Origin of the sequence: Lactobacillus acidophilus (assembly GCF_034298135.1) — a bacterium.
Taxonomy (GTDB): domain Bacteria; phylum Bacillota; class Bacilli; order Lactobacillales; family Lactobacillaceae; genus Lactobacillus; species Lactobacillus acidophilus.
Genome location: NZ_CP139575.1, coordinates 728230 through 746189, shown reverse-complemented (window position 1 = coordinate 746189; position 17960 = coordinate 728230). Strand labels below are relative to the sequence as shown.

Annotated in this window: 13 protein-coding genes and 2 pseudogenes; 12 read left to right on the top strand and 3 right to left on the bottom strand. The window is 32.2% G+C overall.

What is annotated here, in order from left to right; genetic code table 11:
• Positions 1 to 57 precede the first annotated feature (57 nt).
• A complete protein-coding gene (ppc, locus tag SO785_RS03285; protein ID WP_003547424.1) occupies positions 58 to 2796 on the bottom strand; it encodes a phosphoenolpyruvate carboxylase in 2739 nt (912 codons plus the stop codon).
• 246 nt (positions 2797 to 3042) lie between these two features.
• Here ppc and SO785_RS03280 point away from each other — a divergent pair, with 246 nt between their 5' ends.
• From SO785_RS03280 to SO785_RS09600, 4 genes are read left to right on the top strand one after another with little or no spacing between them, the layout of a single operon-like run.
• Entirely contained in the window at positions 3043 to 6759 is a 3717-nt protein-coding gene (locus SO785_RS03280) for a P-loop NTPase family protein (protein ID WP_015613364.1), read from the top strand.
• The gene (locus tag SO785_RS03275; protein WP_011254337.1) at positions 6759 to 8819 is read left to right on the top strand and encodes an ATPase; all 2061 of its coding nucleotides are present in this window, start codon (positions 6759 to 6761) and stop codon (positions 8817 to 8819) included. The genes SO785_RS03280 and SO785_RS03275 overlap by 1 nt, the downstream gene beginning before the upstream one ends.
• A gap of 2 nt (positions 8820 to 8821) precedes the next feature.
• A complete protein-coding gene (locus tag SO785_RS03270) occupies positions 8822 to 8980 on the top strand; it encodes an RNA 2'-phosphotransferase (protein ID WP_011254338.1) in 159 nt (52 codons plus the stop codon).
• A 4-nt stretch (positions 8981 to 8984) separates the two neighbouring features.
• Entirely contained in the window at positions 8985 to 9071 is an 87-nt protein-coding gene (locus tag SO785_RS09600; protein WP_021721338.1) for a hydrolase, read from the top strand.
• A gap of 54 nt (positions 9072 to 9125) precedes the next feature.
• Here the strand turns inward: SO785_RS09600 and SO785_RS03265 are convergent, their stop codons facing one another.
• Positions 9126 to 10055 carry a helix-turn-helix transcriptional regulator gene (locus tag SO785_RS03265; RefSeq protein WP_003547431.1) on the bottom strand — a complete coding sequence of 310 codons (930 nt, stop codon included), beginning with the start codon at positions 10053 to 10055 and terminating at the stop codon, positions 9126 to 9128.
• Between the two features lie 87 nt (positions 10056 to 10142).
• Here SO785_RS03265 and SO785_RS03260 point away from each other — a divergent pair, with 87 nt between their 5' ends.
• On the top strand, positions 10143 to 10601 hold the full coding sequence (locus SO785_RS03260) for a hypothetical protein (protein WP_003547433.1): 459 nt from the start codon (positions 10143 to 10145) through the stop codon (positions 10599 to 10601).
• A gap of 135 nt (positions 10602 to 10736) precedes the next feature.
• Entirely contained in the window at positions 10737 to 11525 is a 789-nt protein-coding gene (locus SO785_RS03255; RefSeq protein ID WP_003547434.1) for an SDR family oxidoreductase, read from the top strand.
• Positions 11526 to 11671: 146 nt separating this feature from the next.
• Here SO785_RS03255 and SO785_RS03250 read toward each other — a convergent pair.
• Positions 11672 to 12107: pseudogene (locus SO785_RS03250) on the bottom strand (N-acetyltransferase family protein).
• A gap of 191 nt (positions 12108 to 12298) precedes the next feature.
• On the opposite strand from SO785_RS03250, the pseudogene SO785_RS03245 reads away from it, so the two are divergent.
• The 6 genes and pseudogenes from SO785_RS03245 to SO785_RS03220 all read left to right on the top strand — a co-directional run bounded on the left by SO785_RS03245 (position 12299) and on the right by SO785_RS03220 (position 17808).
• A pseudogene (locus SO785_RS03245) lies at positions 12299 to 13297 on the top strand (aldo/keto reductase).
• Between the two features lie 318 nt (positions 13298 to 13615).
• A complete protein-coding gene (locus SO785_RS03240; RefSeq protein WP_011254341.1) occupies positions 13616 to 14458 on the top strand; it encodes a GRP family sugar transporter in 843 nt (280 codons plus the stop codon).
• A gap of 238 nt (positions 14459 to 14696) precedes the next feature.
• Entirely contained in the window at positions 14697 to 14972 is a 276-nt protein-coding gene (locus SO785_RS03235; protein WP_003547439.1) for a flavodoxin family protein, read from the top strand.
• 169 nt (positions 14973 to 15141) lie between these two features.
• On the top strand, positions 15142 to 15753 hold the full coding sequence (locus tag SO785_RS03230; RefSeq protein WP_003547441.1) for a flavodoxin: 612 nt from the start codon (positions 15142 to 15144) through the stop codon (positions 15751 to 15753).
• Positions 15754 to 15778: 25 nt separating this feature from the next.
• The gene (locus SO785_RS03225; protein WP_003547443.1) at positions 15779 to 16342 is read left to right on the top strand and encodes a hypothetical protein; all 564 of its coding nucleotides are present in this window, start codon (positions 15779 to 15781) and stop codon (positions 16340 to 16342) included.
• A 134-nt stretch (positions 16343 to 16476) separates the two neighbouring features.
• Complete coding sequence (locus SO785_RS03220) at positions 16477 to 17808, top strand: dihydrolipoyl dehydrogenase family protein (RefSeq protein ID WP_003547445.1); 1332 nt, start codon at positions 16477 to 16479, stop codon at positions 17806 to 17808.
• The last annotated feature ends 152 nt before the right edge of the window (positions 17809 to 17960 follow it).

Below are 17960 nucleotides of genomic sequence, written 5' to 3'. Positions count from 1 at the left end.
AAAAGCAAAATTCATATTAAAGAATTTTGCTTTTTTATTTTATAGTTAAAAACTATTTTAACCCGAATTACGTAGGCCTGAAGCTACACCGTTAATAGTAATTGGAATAATGCTTTGGTAAACGCCTTGAATTTCATCTTCACGTCCACGCTTGATCATTTCAATTTGGATGTAGTTCAAGATATTAAAGTAAGGCATTCTATAATCTAAACTTTGTTTCAAAATAGGAGCTTCAGCTAAAAGGTCATCATGATCTTCAATTTGTAAGATAACTTTCTTAGTTAATTTCCATTCTTGATAAATAATATCAAAGACTTTCTTTGTCTCCTCATCATCGCAAAGACTAGCATATTCTCTAGCAATTTCCATATTTGATTTAGACAAAACCATATCAACATTTGAAAGTAATGAGTGGAAAAATGGCCAACCCTTATACATTTCCTGTAATTCTTTCAAATGAGTTGGATCGGCATTAATAAAGTTTGCAAAAGCTGAACCAACACCATACCAGCCAGGGAACATGATTCTACTTTGTGACCAGGAGAATACCCAAGGAATAGCTCTTAAACCTGAAAAGTCAGTTAATTTCTTTCTTGAAGCAGGGCGAGAACCAATATTTAAATTAGATATTTCTTTGATTGGAGTAGCTTGGAAAAAGTAATCAAGAAAGGCAGGATTTTCAAAGACAAGTTTACGGTAAATCTTATTGCTTTCTTCAACTATTTTATCCATCGAAGAACGGAAATCTGTGATGCGTTCTTCACTGACTGCTTGTTTTGAAACCATACGATCGATTGCAGCAGATGCAAGCATTTCCAAGTTGTAATAAGCAGTGTCCTTATTACCATACTTATTTTGAATTATTTCACCTTGCTCAGTCATACGAATACGATCATTAATTGATTTAAAAGGTTGAGCAGTAATTGCTTCATATGAAGGACCACCACCACGACCGACAGTACCGCCACGGCCGTGCATATAAGTAATCTTTACGCCTAGCTTTTCACCAATTGCAGTTAAATCTTTTTGTGCCTTGTAAAGATTCCAACACGATGCAAGATATCCACCATCCTTATTAGAATCAGAGTAACCAAGCATGATTTCTTGATAATTATTTTGAGAAACGAGCCATTTCTTGACGATAGGGAAGCTTAAGTATTGGGTGATAATCTCACGTGCATTAAGCAAATCTTCGACAGTTTCAAACAATGGTACCACTTGAATACGAGCTTTTTCACTATCTACAAGATTATATTCTTTTAACATAATTGCTTGTTCAAGCATGTCAGAAACACTTTCAGTGTGAGAAATGATGTGTTGTTTAATGACATCTTCACCTAAGCGATCCTTTAATTGACGTGCAGTTTTGTAGATTTTCAATTCTTTTTGCAATAATTCAGACTTTGGTTTGTTATTAGCATGCAAGTTACGTGGATCGTTTTCAAGTTCACTGAGCAAAAGCTCAACTTTTTCTTTTTCACTCAAGTCGCTGTAATTGTCACAAATACCGGCACTCTTAAGAAGCTCTGCAACACAAGATTCATTAACACTAGAATCTTGACGCATATCAATGGTTGCCAAATGGAAACCAAAGACATCAATTGCTTCCAAAATTTGTGTAAAGAAGCTATGAGTTACAGCTTGATCATGATCTTCGTCTAATGAAGCCTTGATAGTTTCCAAATCAGACTTAAATTCTTGAGGATTATTGTAAACAGGAATATTGTCTAGATTTTCAAGATCATGTGGTTTAATAAAGATATTTTTATCAATTATACCCAAAAGCTCTTTTTCTGTATGAACTAAACGACTTTCAATGTAATAGAAGGCTCGACGATACGGTTCGTCTGTTCTAAACGGTGAATCATCGTTAGAAAGTTTAGAAAGCTTTTCAACTGCTGCAGAGGGTTGCATATAGGAAGTTGATAAAGAAATAGCTCTATATAACTTCTTCAATTCCTTCATATAGTATTCAAAGATTACTTGACTTTGTAAAGTAGCACTTAATTCCAAAGTATCAGCAGTTACATATGGGTTACCATCACGGTCTCCACCGATCCACATTCCCATAGTAATAGGAGTGGCCTGATCAAGAGTTAAATTATGTTCTTTAGCAAGTTCTTTATAACGAGTAGTGAATTTAGTAATTGCAGGAATCAAAGCTTTAGGATAATAGGCTAGAACATTGGTAATTTCATTAGATACTTTTAACTTGTGTCCTCGAATAATATCTGTTTGCATTAAAATTTCGATGCAGGCACGAAGCTGCTCAGTCCATTCTCTTTGGTTAATGGTACCGTTCTTAACATCACGGTAACTGCGTAAAAGATGATGAATTTTATCAGTTAATTCAAGAACTGTCTTTCTTTGAATTTGAGTAGGGTGAGCCGTTAAAACAGGTACAACATTAACATTTTCAAGGATTCTTTTTGCATCATCTTTTTGAGCAACAAGATCAATAGTATCACTCAGTTTTCCTAAGTAATCTTGATCTGTGTTGTTAAAGACGTTAACCTTACTTGCTAATTCTACGTCTTCTGAGATGTTAATTAATAAAGGCAATGTAGCAAAATATCTAGCAACGACAATCATTTCACGGTTATTTAAACTAGAAATTTTTGATTCTAGTTGCTTTTGATCTTTACTGGCTGAGGTGTCGATTAGATCCTGAATCTTAGCGAATGCATCGTCACCGATTAATTGACGAGTAGATTCGTTAAGTAATTTGGTCAGGATTTTTACTTCTTCAGCGACAACAGCTTGATCGCTGCTGTTTTCTAATTTTGTAAAAGTCATAGGATCTTCCTTTCGTATTTGGTTAAGTCAACAATACCATAAACTCGATAGGAAAATAAATGAAAAAATATAGAGTTATAAAAAATGTATTAAATGCACTCGTATTACTGTATTTATACTAATTTTATTTTTTATAAAACATATGTTCTTTGAACACATATTCTGATATAATCAATTCAGAGTATAGCGAACAAATGATCAAATGTCTATATTTGTTGCTAAATTAAAAGTACAAGGAGAAAAATCATGAGAAAAGATAATGAAGTTTACACGGTCTTAAAGAATATAAGTGATGAAAATTATAGACCAGGACTGGTTCTATTTCAGGGTGCACCGGGATCTGGGAAAAGTCACAGTTTGGCACAAGTCATCGCAGAAGATATTCAAAAAGATGAAAAAGAACCTAAAACTTGGATTTATCTAACTACCGATAAAAAGAATCGTGATAATGAATATGAGCGAATTCAACAAATTGCTCCTGATTGTGCTGATAAGATCTTACTTCTTAAATCCAATCAAGATTTTCTCCTGAATTACTTTTCTCGAGAAACTAACAAAGCAAAAATTCCATGGAATAGACCTCAACAAGAAAAGGAATATATACTAGATAGTTTTGTTGGACAAATAGATCCAATAAAATGTCAGAATACTCATAAACTGATGACTAAAGTCGTTAGAGATTTTTATGATACAAAATCAGCAGCCCTCTATAATCGACAAGTAGTCGAAGCGGATCAAAACATTTCCATTCCAGTAAGTGATGAGTTTGTTACAAATGTAAACAGAATTAGTCATGCAATGTCTCAAGACTTAGGAGTTAAATTGAGTCAGGAAAGAAGAGATCGTAAAAAGAAGGATATTCCAACCACTATTTCACCAGAAGAAAAAAGCAAATTCTTTGCGGCACTTTTCCCTTGGTATAAAGAAGTTTTTCCTTCACTATCTATTCATAACGATCATTATCGTTGCATTATTATGACAGCTCATAAATATTTTTATCCCATTAAAACAATGGATGATAAAAGTAGAACTATTTTTGAGCTTTTAGCAAATCAGAAAGTTAACTTAGTTTTAGATGAGGCAGACCAAACAAAACAAATTTGGCTTGATGAAATAATTAATTCAATTGCTCCTCAAAATGGTGAAAATTATTTACATGAAGATATTTTTGTTTTGTTCCGGCGAATTTTTCAAAGCCTGAATAATAAAACTAACCAACTTCCTAGCGATTTAATCAATGATCGAGAAAGTCGAAGGAAGATTAGAAATCTTATCAAGAGATTTACCAAGCTTTCTAATAAGTATCATTTGAATTGTAATGTACAAATTGATCCTGAACTTGATAACAATACAAGTCACTTCATTTTTAATTACGGTGAACACAACGTAACTATCAACTTGAGTTATGAAAATGAACATTTAACGTTTGAATATGATCCTAAGCGAAAAATTAATGTCATTAAAAAACATAAAGAATCAGATGAAAAAGTTGTTTATTTAGACAATGTACTTGCTCAAACTAAAGGTGCTATATATTTCTTTATGAAAATAACAAGCGAATTAGCAGATAAATATCACAACTTTAAGAAAAAGCAAAATAAGAAATTAAAATATCAACGCTATTTGCTCTTGGATCTTCAAGATGAGCATTTATTTATTTTAAGGACATTAATCCCTGGCTCATATCGAGAAGAAAATTATTTACATGAATATCTATTGAATACATTTTTTGAGAATAGATTTGTTAAAGGAACCAAAATTAAACTAGGTGATAAGTTTTCTGACGATAACTCAATGTTTAATAAAGGATTTACATACTACAACATCATCAGTAATCCTGAAAAAGAAGCAATGTCTCATGTTTACTTATTCTCACAGCTTAAAACACCAGAAAAAATGTTAGCTCAAGCCACAATTAATTGGCGTGTTTTTATGATTAGTGCAACGGTTAATAATGATTCTTCATTTTCGAACTTTGATTATCATTGGCTAACTGATAAAGTACCAAGTATTCGCAGACTTAGTGACTCAGAAAATAAGTTGCTTAATGATGCAAATAATCTTCGCGTGTCTTTATATCAAAAAAAAGTTCAAGCTAAGATTAAAACAATAGATCTAGATCAATTGCAGGGAACTATTGAGAGTGCTTTTAAGAATTGGATACAGCAATGGCTTGATAAACCATTAAACCCTGTTACGCTTAATAAATTATTGCGAAGTTATTTAAAAGTGAATCCTGAAATTGATTTGTTGAGTAATTTAAATGAAGATGATCAAGCATTTATATTTTTGCGTCATTTAAAGACCTTAACTGCAATCATTAAGATGATTCAGCTCAATAAAGAAGATCCTACTCAACAATCCTTTGTAATTTATCGAAATGCTAAAACTGATACAAGTACTTTAAATTGGTTCAAAGAAGTGTTGGTAGAACTTGGGTTTGAAGATTATCAAGACGATATAGTTCCACTTGATGCAAGTTCTAAAAATCATAATTTACGATTGGTAAAAGATGCCTGGGAAAAAGGCAAGTTCAAAGTATTGTTAACTACTTTTGCTAGTTTAGATCGTGGGGCAAATCTTCAATATAGAATTTATTCTAAGTTTTGGCAAAAACAACGAGATAATTATGCTGTTTTAGATGACAGATTTATAAATAAAGAAAAACCTGTTAAGGATTTGGATGGTATTTACATTGAAAAACCAACACATATTTTTGCTTATGCTACACCAGGGCAATTGTTAACTAACCAAATATTGCACTTTATATTTGAACAGGATGAATTATTTTATGATGGTGAGCTATCTTACGAACAAAAGAGATTACGAATTGAGCATTTCTTTAATAAAAAGGTTAATAAGAGTTCGGATCTATCTTCTGTTCAAATTGCTTCTCTAGTAAGAATCGAACAAGCATTAGGAAGAATTAGTAGAGTAGACATCAAGAATAAAGTCCAAAATATTTTCTTTGATAAATCATTAGTTCCTCTGTTTGCAAAATTTGATCGTCAAAAAAGAGTTAATGGTCTTATGACTACTGTACTTAAGGAAATGCCTGATATGAAAAAATCTACTGCTAAAATTAGCAAAGAGAAAAGAATAAAACTTAATCAATGCTCACAAAAAATGCGATTCATAGTTAAAAAACGAGCATATGTCATTCGTCAATTATCTGAAGAAGCACAACAAGAATGGGTTCATTTTAGAGAATTAGTTGGGCAACATCCATTTTTGGATTCTGGAGATGACATTGATAATCCCGAAGATAAGCGTTTATTGACTAAATGTTACTGGGAATTCTCCAATCCTACTAATAATTATTACTTTGATCAAAGAGAAGATTATCTTTTGTTAAAGAATATTAGTGAAACTCGAGAAAATGACGATATGAAATTATTGAATTATACATACTATGATAGGGCATTACAAAAGATACTCGCCAAAAATTCTTGGATTAAAGACAAACTTATTGAAGAAGGGTATGAAACTAATCTGAGTGGCAAGCACCATTTCTTATTAACACCAGGAATCTTTAATAACTTCTATAAGGCAGCAATTAGTGAAAAAATCTTTGAATTAGTTGCTCAACATTTTGATTTAGATATTCATCCAATGGAAGAACTTGACCCTAATGAATTCGAAATGATGGATGGGTATTTAGTATCAAGAACAGGTAAGAAACTTTACTATGATATGAAGAATTATGATGATACTCGTTCCTCCGAATATCAAAATAAGACAGACTTTTTGAAGAAGGAGACTAATAAATTATCACAAATGAAGGGCAATAGTGCAGTCATTATTAATTTTTACAATTGGTCAGGGAACGATTATATTGCTCAGAAGATTAGTGATGATACCCAAGACGGAGCCATTTATATTTATCCAGCTTTGTTTAAAAACGACGGTAAATTAGATTTTAACGTTATTAATGATTTAAAGAATTTAGGAGACAGACAATAATGAATAAAATCACTGTTAATCAGCTAAAGCCTGTTGAGAAAATAAATGCAGATAAAATTTTGCAGGACTTTGATTTGTTTGCAATTAAAGTCGAAAAAGATACTTATCCCATTAGAGAAACATTCCTTAGTGTAAATAAAAGTAAAGACAAAATTTTACAAAGAATCGTTGCATTAGATTACTCAGAACAAGATAACAAAAAAATAGTATATTGTTTATGCCGAAAAAACACAGTTGATGTGGATAAACTAAACAAGGCATTGGTCGAATACAATAAGGATATATTTTATCCTCACAAACTAAATAAAGACGAGATTAAGCAAATGCCTCAAATTGCTCTTTTGCAACTTTTCTTCAATCAAATTATTGATCAAAACGTTTTAGAAGGTTCTAGTTTAACAGGTACACTTTATCTTCTTGGTAGCTCAAACTCACATAACGAAGGTAAAACACTAAATATTGATGAGTTCTCGCTGAACGACGATTTAGTTGCTAGAATCTCTACTCGCTGCTTTTCACAGATTAGAGTAATAGATTCTGATCGACTTGAAAATATGGTAGGTAAACCAAGATTAAAAATAAATAGAAAAACTAAACAAATAAGATTAGCGGGTAGAGGTTGGAAAAACGATGAAAATAAAAATTATTATCTTATTACGCCTCCAGTTAAAAATAGCAAACCAACAATAACTAAGTTTTTAAAACTAGCTGCACGAAATCACTATGCTACTTTCGTAAAATCAAAATCAGGGATGTTATATAGATTGCTAGATGTTTTCAATCAACAATTTGGACAATATTTTTCTCCATTAGCATTTAAAGAAATTGAAGTTCAAAGTCAGCAACTCAGTAAGTCTCAAGATACAGAAACCAAGAAGCTTAAAAAGAAAATAGAAGATTTTTCTGATGAACATCCTATAACGATAGTTGACGTAGACGGGGATAATCGGGATGCAGTTGAATACTTAACTAAGTCTTTAAAGAAAATAAATATAAAAGTAGTTAATTCTTCAGAAACTTCTTTAAAACTAAACATTATTCATAATACTGAACACTATGCTAAAAATAATTTAACTGATCTGTACCATCCTTCAGTAGATACTCAACACATAACTGTTGAAAATTTACTAATCGAATCTTTAAATGCCACTCTTTATTCAGCAGTTAAAGAATTGATAATTAAAAATGATCTAAAAGAAAAAAGCATTAGTTTGATAGATAATCAAGAAATGCCAACTCAGTTTACTTTCTTCAAACAATTCAGAAAAGATAACGACAAAAAGGTTCTTCAATTTAATTTTCTGCCTGATAATCGATTTGAAATAAAAGAACTTAAAAATGAAGATTTTGATAATAATCCGTTCTGTAGTTTATCTGATGAAGAAGTTAGATCAATTGAATTAGTGATAAAAGACGAAATAAATAAAAACTACTTCAAGGTTGAAAGAACCGATAAAAATACGTTGCCTAACGTAGAGTTTTATGAAGATATGATTGAATTTACCAATCATACTATAACACCAGCATTAGACAAGAAAGATTTATTAGAAGCAAGTCAAAGCTTAAATGATCAAAAATATGATCATTTTATTAAATTAGTAGAATCAGGTCATCAAGACCAATACTCCGCTTCTGATGTTGTTAGCTTATTAGAAAAAGCTAAGATTAGTAAAAAGACTAGATCCGAATTAGTGGCTATTCTAACAGAACAATATCATTTTATTATATCCGTAGACAGCAGAAGTGCTTGGGCACGTGATCACTATCTGAATGGTTTAACTGACATTAATTATTACCAAGAAAAAAGTTCTCTTTATTATAATGTTGGAGTAATTGGTAAAGGAATGAATATGTCAATAAATAAAGGAAGTATTGTTCGCAAAATTTCTCCAATTGATCTCTTAAATGATGAAGACGGCTTATCAAGTAAGGATATTTTTGATCTTATTGATACAATGTTGGTAACTTTTGTTAAATATACCGATTTAACTGTGCTACCATTTCCAGAGAAGTATCTAAATGAGTATTATCGTTTATTTGTAAAAAATTCAGATGAATAAAGTTGCAAAATAGACCGGATCGCCGCAGTAATGTTTTCATTAGCAAAAGGATCTCATATTGCTTGAGACATAATCCTGGTAAATATGGCTTAAAGTTAGATGAATATGGTTTTGTTGATTTACAAGATTTTTTAAATACAATGAATAAAATGCATCACTGAATTAATGATTCGCGGTCGTGGTGGTCAACACAGCAGACTCCACAATAACGCTCAAGTTAACCGTGCATTGGCAAACTTTATTTGGAGATAAAACAATATATTAGAAAAGAACTATTGTCGAAGTGGCAATAGTTCTTTTCTTTATCTATTCATACATATTAATGATTTTCTTCAGTTCTTTTAAATATGCATCCCTTAATTCAATAGGATGATTAATCCTTACATTTGATCCTAAACCAATTAAATAATTTACTAAATAATATAACTCGGAAGGATTATAGGATCCAGTGAGCAATGTTTTGCCGTTTTCTTCCGTAATTCTCATGGTAGGGTATAGATCAAGAGATGCTGCTTCCTTACCATTTTTCGTAAGTTCGCATGAATAAGGAATAGAGTAATATTTTTTGTAAAAAGAATCATGTAACACTTTTAGTTCTTTTTTGCTTTTACCAATTTTGGTTGTAACTTTGCAATAAGAAATTTGATCACAGCGGGCAATAAACCATTTTTGTTGATTCAAATTATATAAATTACAAAACCAATTGCCTTGCTGATAGAATATTTCGCTTATTTGAACATATTCTGATTGTTTAAAATATTGTTTTGAAGATAGTTTTAAAACAGTATTTTCACTAGCTGCAGAAATCAATATTTTGAAATAATTAACATTATGTAAAGTAGGTTGCTGATGATAAGATACTACGTTTTGCTGTTTTAAAATATTTTCTTGCCTACTTGTCGGTAATGATTTCATCAGTTTATGGTAAATTTGGTTATAAGCATTGCTAAAAGGAGTTGTTGTCATCTTATTTAAAGCCTTTAAGGCAAAGAAAATAGCATTGATTTCTTCTAACTCAAAATTAATTGGAACCCAAAGCCTATTTTGAGTTAGATGATATGCACCATAGCGCCCTTTTTCAACGTAAAAATTAAGACCGAGTTCTTCTAAGTTAGCAATATCACGTAATGCAGTTCGTTCAGAAATGTTGAACTCATTTTCTAGTTCTTTTAAATGAAACTCTTTGCGATAACTTAGATAAATTAACTCTTTATTTAATCGTTCACTTTTCTTCATATTTTTTCAATCCTATCATATTTTGTCAGATTTAAATCATATAATGATATTGAAACACGTCAAATAATATATTTAAAGGAGTTAACTATGAGATTTTTAAATGATGATAGTACAAATAATGATTTTTTAGACTTCGTAACTGATGATATTCATAATGCAGTTGTATCTACAGTCGATAAGTATGACCATCCATATGCTCAAGTTTGTGACATGTTATATCACACAGACGGAAAATTATATTTAATGACTAAAGAAGGAAATGAACTTTTCAATTGTATTAAACGTGCACCTGAGTTAGTTATCACTGCTTCTAAAGGAGATGGCACAATGGGAAGCGTTGGTATTGCGTTGAAAGGTAAAGCATACATTGTAGATCACAAATATCAATCTGAAATTTTTGCTACGAATCCATACCTCAATCAAATTTATGCTAGTCACTTGGAAGAGGCTAAAGAATACATGCATACAATCGAAGTTCAACTTGAAAGTGGTAGTATTTATGACATTAGATTGAATCCTATTTATCAACGAAAATTTCAATTTTAAAAGATATTGAAATTCTTGTATTCACTTTACGTATAGCTTCATGCATAAAAAGCAATTCTTTCTAACTCAAAATCAGATTATAGTATTAACTGAAATGAAACGAAAACAAAATAAAAGAAGAGAGGATTTATTAATATGGTATATTCAGAACTTAAAAATAGAGTTGCTGTAGTTACTGGTGGTTCAAAAGGTATTGGTACTGCAATCAGTGAACGCTTTGGTAAAGAAGGCATGAAAGTAGTTATTAACTACCACTCAGATGAAAAGGGTGCGCAAGAAGCTGCCGATGCTGTTAAGAAGAACGGCGGGGATGCAGTTATTGTTCAAGCTGATATTGGTTCAGAAGAAGGTGCACAAAAGTTAATTGATGCTGCGGTTAATAACTTTGGTGGTCTTGATATCTGGGTAAACAATGCTGGTATGGAAAACCAAGTTGCAACTAAAGACATGTCACTTGAAGATTGGAATAGAGTTATTAATGTTAACTTAACTGGTGTATTCTTGGGTACTAAGATGGCTCTTCGTTACTTCACTGATCATAACAAGAAGGGTAACATCATTAACATGTCTAGTGTTCACGAGCAAATTCCATGGCCAACCTTTGCTCACTATGCAGCAAGTAAAGGTGGTGTAAAGCTCTTTACTGAAACGGTTGCTATGGAATATGCTAAGCAAAACATCCGTGTTAATGCTATTGGGCCTGGTGCTATTAACACTCCAATTAATGCTAAGAAGTTTGCTGATCCTGAGCAAAAGGCAACTACTACTTCAATGATTCCAATGGGTAGAATTGGTGATCCAGAAGAAGTAGCTGCTGCAGCCGCATGGCTTGCATCAGATGAATCAAGTTACGTAACTGGTATTACCATGTTCGTTGATGGTGGTATGACTTTGTATCCATCATTCCAAGGCGGTCGTGGATAAAAAGCAAAACCTCATAATAAATTTCCCTAGTTAAATTAAAATCTAAAAGCTCGCATATTTGTGCGGGCTTTTCTTGTTTATTAAGTGCTGAGAAGACAATTCTATGTTCTTTAAAATAATTATTGACCAAAATATATATCAATTAATTAAAATCTACGTCCTAAAATATCCAAACTATATTTCTTTTCATCCATTAATGTAACGTTAGGCAAATGCCTCCATTGTTCAAAGCACTTGAACTTAAACAATTTTGGGCTCGGTAAATTATGACTAAAAATATAAGCCATGATAGCGGTAATTTTCATGCTGGACATTTTTATCAATATAAATACTAATTTCTGCAGTACGTTCATAAGCTAGACGTCCGTAAAAAGGTTCCAAAGCTACCCAGCCAATGATATTATTTTCATTTTTTATTACCCAAATAGGGTGAGTAGGAGTAAATGAATGAAACCATGATTTTCGTGATTCAACACTTACAGGTTCTAAATCTGCTGTAGCTAATCTTGACGGAATAATTTGATTATAAATATCAACAATGTTAGGAAGATCTTTTTCCTCTGCTTTAATGAACTTAACCATATATATTTCACCTCAAATTATTGCTAAATAAATATTAATTGCAATTATAATACTTTTCTCATGTACTTAATATGCTATACACTTTTCGTATAGTGGCTATAGACTTTTAGTAATTTTAATCTTTCTTCAATACCTATAAACTTGTTATTGCTTAATGACAAAACAATTTATAAAAACAGACGAGGTGTTTTATGGAAACTCGAATTTTAGGAGACGACTTAAAAGTTTCAGCTATTGGTTTAGGTTGCATGGGCTTTTCACACGCTTATGGTGCACCGATGGATGAAGAAGAAGCTATCAAAACAATTCAAGCAGCATATAATGCTGGTGAAAGATTCTTTGACACTGCTGAGATTTATCAAGGGGTTAACCCAGATGGATCAACTAATTACAATGAAGAATTGGTAGGAAAGGTTCTGCATGATGTACGAGACAACGTAGTAATCGCTACTAAGTTTGGTATTCACAATATTGAAGGTAAGAGTTCTACTCAAGAAATTGCTGTAGATTCTAGTCCTGAAGCAATTCGGAAATCAGTAGAAGGTTCTTTAAAGAGATTAAATACTGACCATATCGATTTATATTATCAACATCGTATTGATCCTAAGTTTTCTCCAGAAGAAGTAGCCCAAGTTATGGGTGAATTAATTAAAGAAGGGAAAATTACTCACTGGGGAATTTCGGAAGCTACACCAGATTACTTACGTCGTGCTAACAAAGTAACTAAAGTAACTGCTATTCAAAACAGATATTCAATGATGTATCGTGAATATGAAGAAATGTTTCCATTGTTGGAAGAATTGAATGTCGGATAAGTAGCATTTTCTCCATTGGCTAATAGATTACTTACTGGTGAATTCATGCAAAGTAAATTTCCAAAGGGAGATTTGCGTGCTAGAATGCCACAATTTACTGAGGAAGCAATTAAGAAAAATCAAGAATTAATTGAATTAGTAACCCGTATTGCTAATAAGCATAATGCAACTCCAGCACAAATCTCTTTGGCTTGGATGATTAATAAGAAACCTTACATTGTGCCAATTCCAGGTAGTCGTCATTTAAATAGAATAAAGGATAATTTAGCTGCCGGTGAAATTAAAATGACAGCTGAAGAAGTCAATGAAATTGATAAATTGTTAGATACTATTCCAATGTCTGATGTCTTTGGTGGTTCTAAGATTAAGAAATAATTTATTACCCAAACACGATTCTGCTTTGTAGAATCGTGTTTTGTTTTAATGAAATTATGTAACCATTTTCGCGCATTAGCAGTATTTCATCAATAAGGACATAAATCACTTCAAAGATCAACAGTTGCTTTTGTTAACCGCTTTCTTTATAATGGTTTCTTATTACGCCAAAAATTTATATTTTTGGATAGTATTCACTTTGTTTATAGCGATATAGATACTTAGTAATTTTTTTATGGTTATTATCGCAATATACTAAGAACATCGAGTTTACAAATAAAGAATACTAAAAAATTATTAATAAGGAGAATACGAGATATGAATATTATTATTGCATTGCTTCCAGCAATTGGTTGGGGAATTATTCCATTGATTGTAAGTAAGGTTAAAAATAGTCATCCAACTAATCAAATTTTAGGAGTAGGTGTCGGAGCAACTATCTTTGGAATTTTTGTTACAGTGCTTCAAAGACCTTCAATGAATTTATCAATTTTTTTACTTTCAATGATTTCTGGAGCATTCTGGGCCATTGGTCAAATTGGTCAATTTGTTTCATTTACTAAAATGGGTGTAAGTAAGACAATGCCAATTTCAACTGGTTTACAATTGATTGGTAACACAATTATCGGTGCACTCATTTTTGGTGAATGGAGTACTATTAATCAATATGTATTGGGAACACTTGCATTGATCTTGATTATAATTGGTGTTGTATTAACTACAGTTACTAGAAAAGCTTCATCACAAAAGACTAATAGTAAAGATTTATTATTCTTACTTTTAACTACTATTGGTTACTGGGTTTATTCAGCATTTCCAAAAGCAGTTTCAGCTAGTGCCCAATCAATGTTTTTACCACAAATGATTGGTATCTTAATTGGAGCAAGCTTATATGTAATCTTTACTAAGAGAGCCGTAGCTTTTAAACAAAAAGCGACTTGGTTTGATGTACTTGCAGGTTTTGCTTTTGGTATTGGTGCATATACTTATATCATTTCAGCTCAAATGAATGGTGTAACTAATGCGTTTATTTATAGTCAATTGAGTGTAATTATTTCGACCTTAGGCGGTATGACAATCTTGGGTGAACACAAATATGGTCGTGAACTTGTTTCAACTTTAATTGGTTTAGCATTGATCGTCGTTGGCGCAGTTTTATAAAAAAGAAAAATTAATTCAGTTAATAGCGTTAAGAAAAACAAGCCTTGACGCTATTTTTTGTTTATGCAATCTAGATATTAACAATATAATTATTATGTAAAGTATTATTTGGTAATCATTTTTACTATAACTTATACGTATAGCCCCATAGATATTTGGTAATTTTTTTATCGGTAATATCGAAATATACTAAGATCATCCAATCGATAACGAGAAAGAAAAAGAGGAGAAACAATAAATGGGACTAAAAGTTTTAATTGCATATTATTCATGGTTAGGCAACACTAAGAAATTAGCAGATCAAATCGCTGGAACAATTCCAGTTAACACAGAATTGGAATTAAGGGTTCCTGAAGGAACTTTTAATAATGATATGTATCAAACCTTTGATATTGCTGAGAAGCAATATCCGACAATTCAAAACCTTGATCTAGATCCTAATCAATACGATTTAATATTGGTAGGAAGTCCTGTATGGGGAGGAATACCCGCAACACCAATCATACATTCCTAGATAAAATCCAAGGTTTCAAAGGTAAGGTGGCAACTTTTTATACTGATGCTGGAACTGTTGGCAATTATGAACAAGTCTTCAAAGAATGGGCTCAAGGCCTTAAATGTTGTCAAAGTATTAAATAGGGCAGCAGATGTAGAAGATCTAATTAGAAAGTAGGTAAGTAAAAATGAAATTATGGAAGAAGGCTCTTTTAACAATAGGTTTAGTTTTTTCAGTAATTAGCTTAGCCGCATGTGCTAACTCTAATTCATCAAGTTCAAATAATTCTCAATCTAACGGCAAAGCTAAAACTACTAAAGTAGGAAAAGCAAGCAAAAGTAATACTTTGATTGTATATTTTTCATTAACGGGAACTACTCAAGATGCTGCTAAATACATTCAAAAACAAACTGGTACTAAAATGATTCGCTTGCAACCAGAAAAAGCATATGGTGATTATGATTCTGCTGCAAGACGTGGTGATCGTGAACGTAGAAACAATATTCACCCAACTTTAGCAACAAACATTCCTAACTTTTCTAAATACAAAACAGTGTTCATTGGTTACCCAACTTGGTGGCAGCGTCCGCCAATGCTTATTCATACCTTATTTGATAAGTACAATTTCCAAGGTAAGACTGTCGTTCCATTCACAACAAGTATGAGTACACCAATTGGACCTTCACAAGCTGTAATTAAACAATTAGCTCAAAAAGATGGTGCCACTTTCAAAAATGGGATTCGCTATGATAATAACAATAAGCAAGTTCGTTCATGGCTTAAGGGATTAGGCTACTAATTCTTTTATGCGGAGGATAAACACTATGAAAAAGAAAAAGGTATCTATATTAATGACATTATTAGCTACTACATCACTTCTTGCCGCATGTGGTCAAGTCGCATCCAATTCAAATGAAAATGGACAAAGCCGAGCTGTAGTGAGAAAATCAACCGATAGTCAATCAGAAATTATTAAGTACACAACTACGTATAATGGGAAGAAATATACTAAACAAGCCGTTGTTTATTTGCCTAAGAATTATAATGCAAAAGAAAAACACAATATACTATACTTTAAGTACTTCGTACCAATGGCAGGTGATTCTTGGACTGTAACCTCAGATGGTGGTAGTGCAGCTCCAAGAAGAACTGCTCAAGTTTTAGCAAATGCTGCTAAGAAGAATAGTAACCTTTCATTCAAAATTTTTGCAGGTGTAGGTTCTGGAGATGGCACCAGTGAATCAATGGAACCACAAATTAGAGCAATGTGGAACCTTCCACAATTTAACAGAAGTAACTTGGAATATTACACTCAACCTGGTGGTAATCACGATGCTCCAACAATGAGTAGAATTATTAACCACTACGGTAAAGAACTATTTAAGTAATTACTTTAATGAAAATTACTCAGCTAATAAAACTGAGTGATTTTTTGTGTTAAAAATAAAAGCATTTATATTGAACTTACTTATAATAAGTGATATTTTAAAATTAAATAATATTGCTATGAGGAAGTTTATCAATGAAAAAATATGATTACATTATTTTAGGTAGTGGCCCTGTCGCAATTCACTTGCTTGCTAAGCTTGAAAGAACGACAAATAAAGTTTTATTAATTGAAAAAGGCTTATGGGGTGGTACTTGCCCAAATACGGGATGCCAACCTAAAATTTTTATGGAAGGTACAGTTCGCCCTGTTTTAAATAGCTATTATTTAGCTGGAAAAGGAATCAAAGAAGCAGCTAAAATTGACTGGCCTACATTAGTGGCTAGAAAAAAGAAGATTTGGACAGCCTTTCACAAAAACGAACGTAAAAGCATGACTAGTGAACATACTGATACTGTTCAAGGAAAAGGTGTGATTACTGGACCACATACAGTAAAAGTTGGCGATCAAGAATATGAAGGTAAAAATATTGTGATTGGAACAGGTTTGGCTCCACGTGATCTTGATGTTCCAGGTAATGAATATGCAATTACCAACAATGAATTCTTTGATTTAGATAAATTACCTAAACGCGCAATCGTTATTGGTGGTGGTTACGTGGCAATGGAATTAGCTACTATTTTGCAAGCAGCTGGTGCAGAAGTAACCATCTTACAACATTCAGATCGATTGCTCCGTCCATTTGATCAAGAAATGGTTGGAACGTTGAAACGTATTATGGAAGACAGGGGTATCAAATTCCATTTGAATGCTCCAGTTAAAGAAATTGCTAAAGATGGTGATCAATACACAGTTACAACTGAGAATGGCGATACTTTTGATACTGATTTAGTCATTAATGCAGCAGGTAGAAAGCCTAATGTTGAAGGAATAGGCTTAGAAGATGTTGGTATCGAATTTGATCCAAATAAAGGTATTAAAGTTAATGAACATATGCAAACTAATATTCCAAGCATCTTTGCGGCAGGAGATGTAGCTGATAACGGTCAACCAAGCTTAACCCCAGTTGCGTGGGTAGATGCATATCATATTATTAATTTTGTTGAAAATGGTATTACTGATCCTATCCAATATCCACCTGTAGCTACTAACGCATTTACTTATCCAGAAATTGCTCAAGTCGGAATTTGTGAAGATGAAATGGAAGAAGGAGACTACATTAAAACCTTAGATTTAAGTGATATGTTCTTCTCAATGGGTGAAGGTGATTCTCATGCTAAGCTAAAGGTAATCCTTAATAAGAATGGTGAAGTACGTGGTGCTTCAGAATTAAGTATTCATGCTGCTGAAGACATCAATAACTTCGTTCCATTAGTTGGTAGAAAAGATCCTAAAAAATTTGTAGAAGAAAATTTAACCTTTGCCTTTCCAACTCCAGCAAATAATTTGGACACATTATTTCGTTAATTAAAGACAAAATAAAAACGAGGAAATCCCTCATTTTTATTTTACTCTTCACTATACGAATTACGTATAGCCTCATACCTAAGTAGCAATTCTCTTTTCTTCATCACCTGCATATACTAAAAGTGTAAACAGTTGAAAGGGAAGGGAAAGAA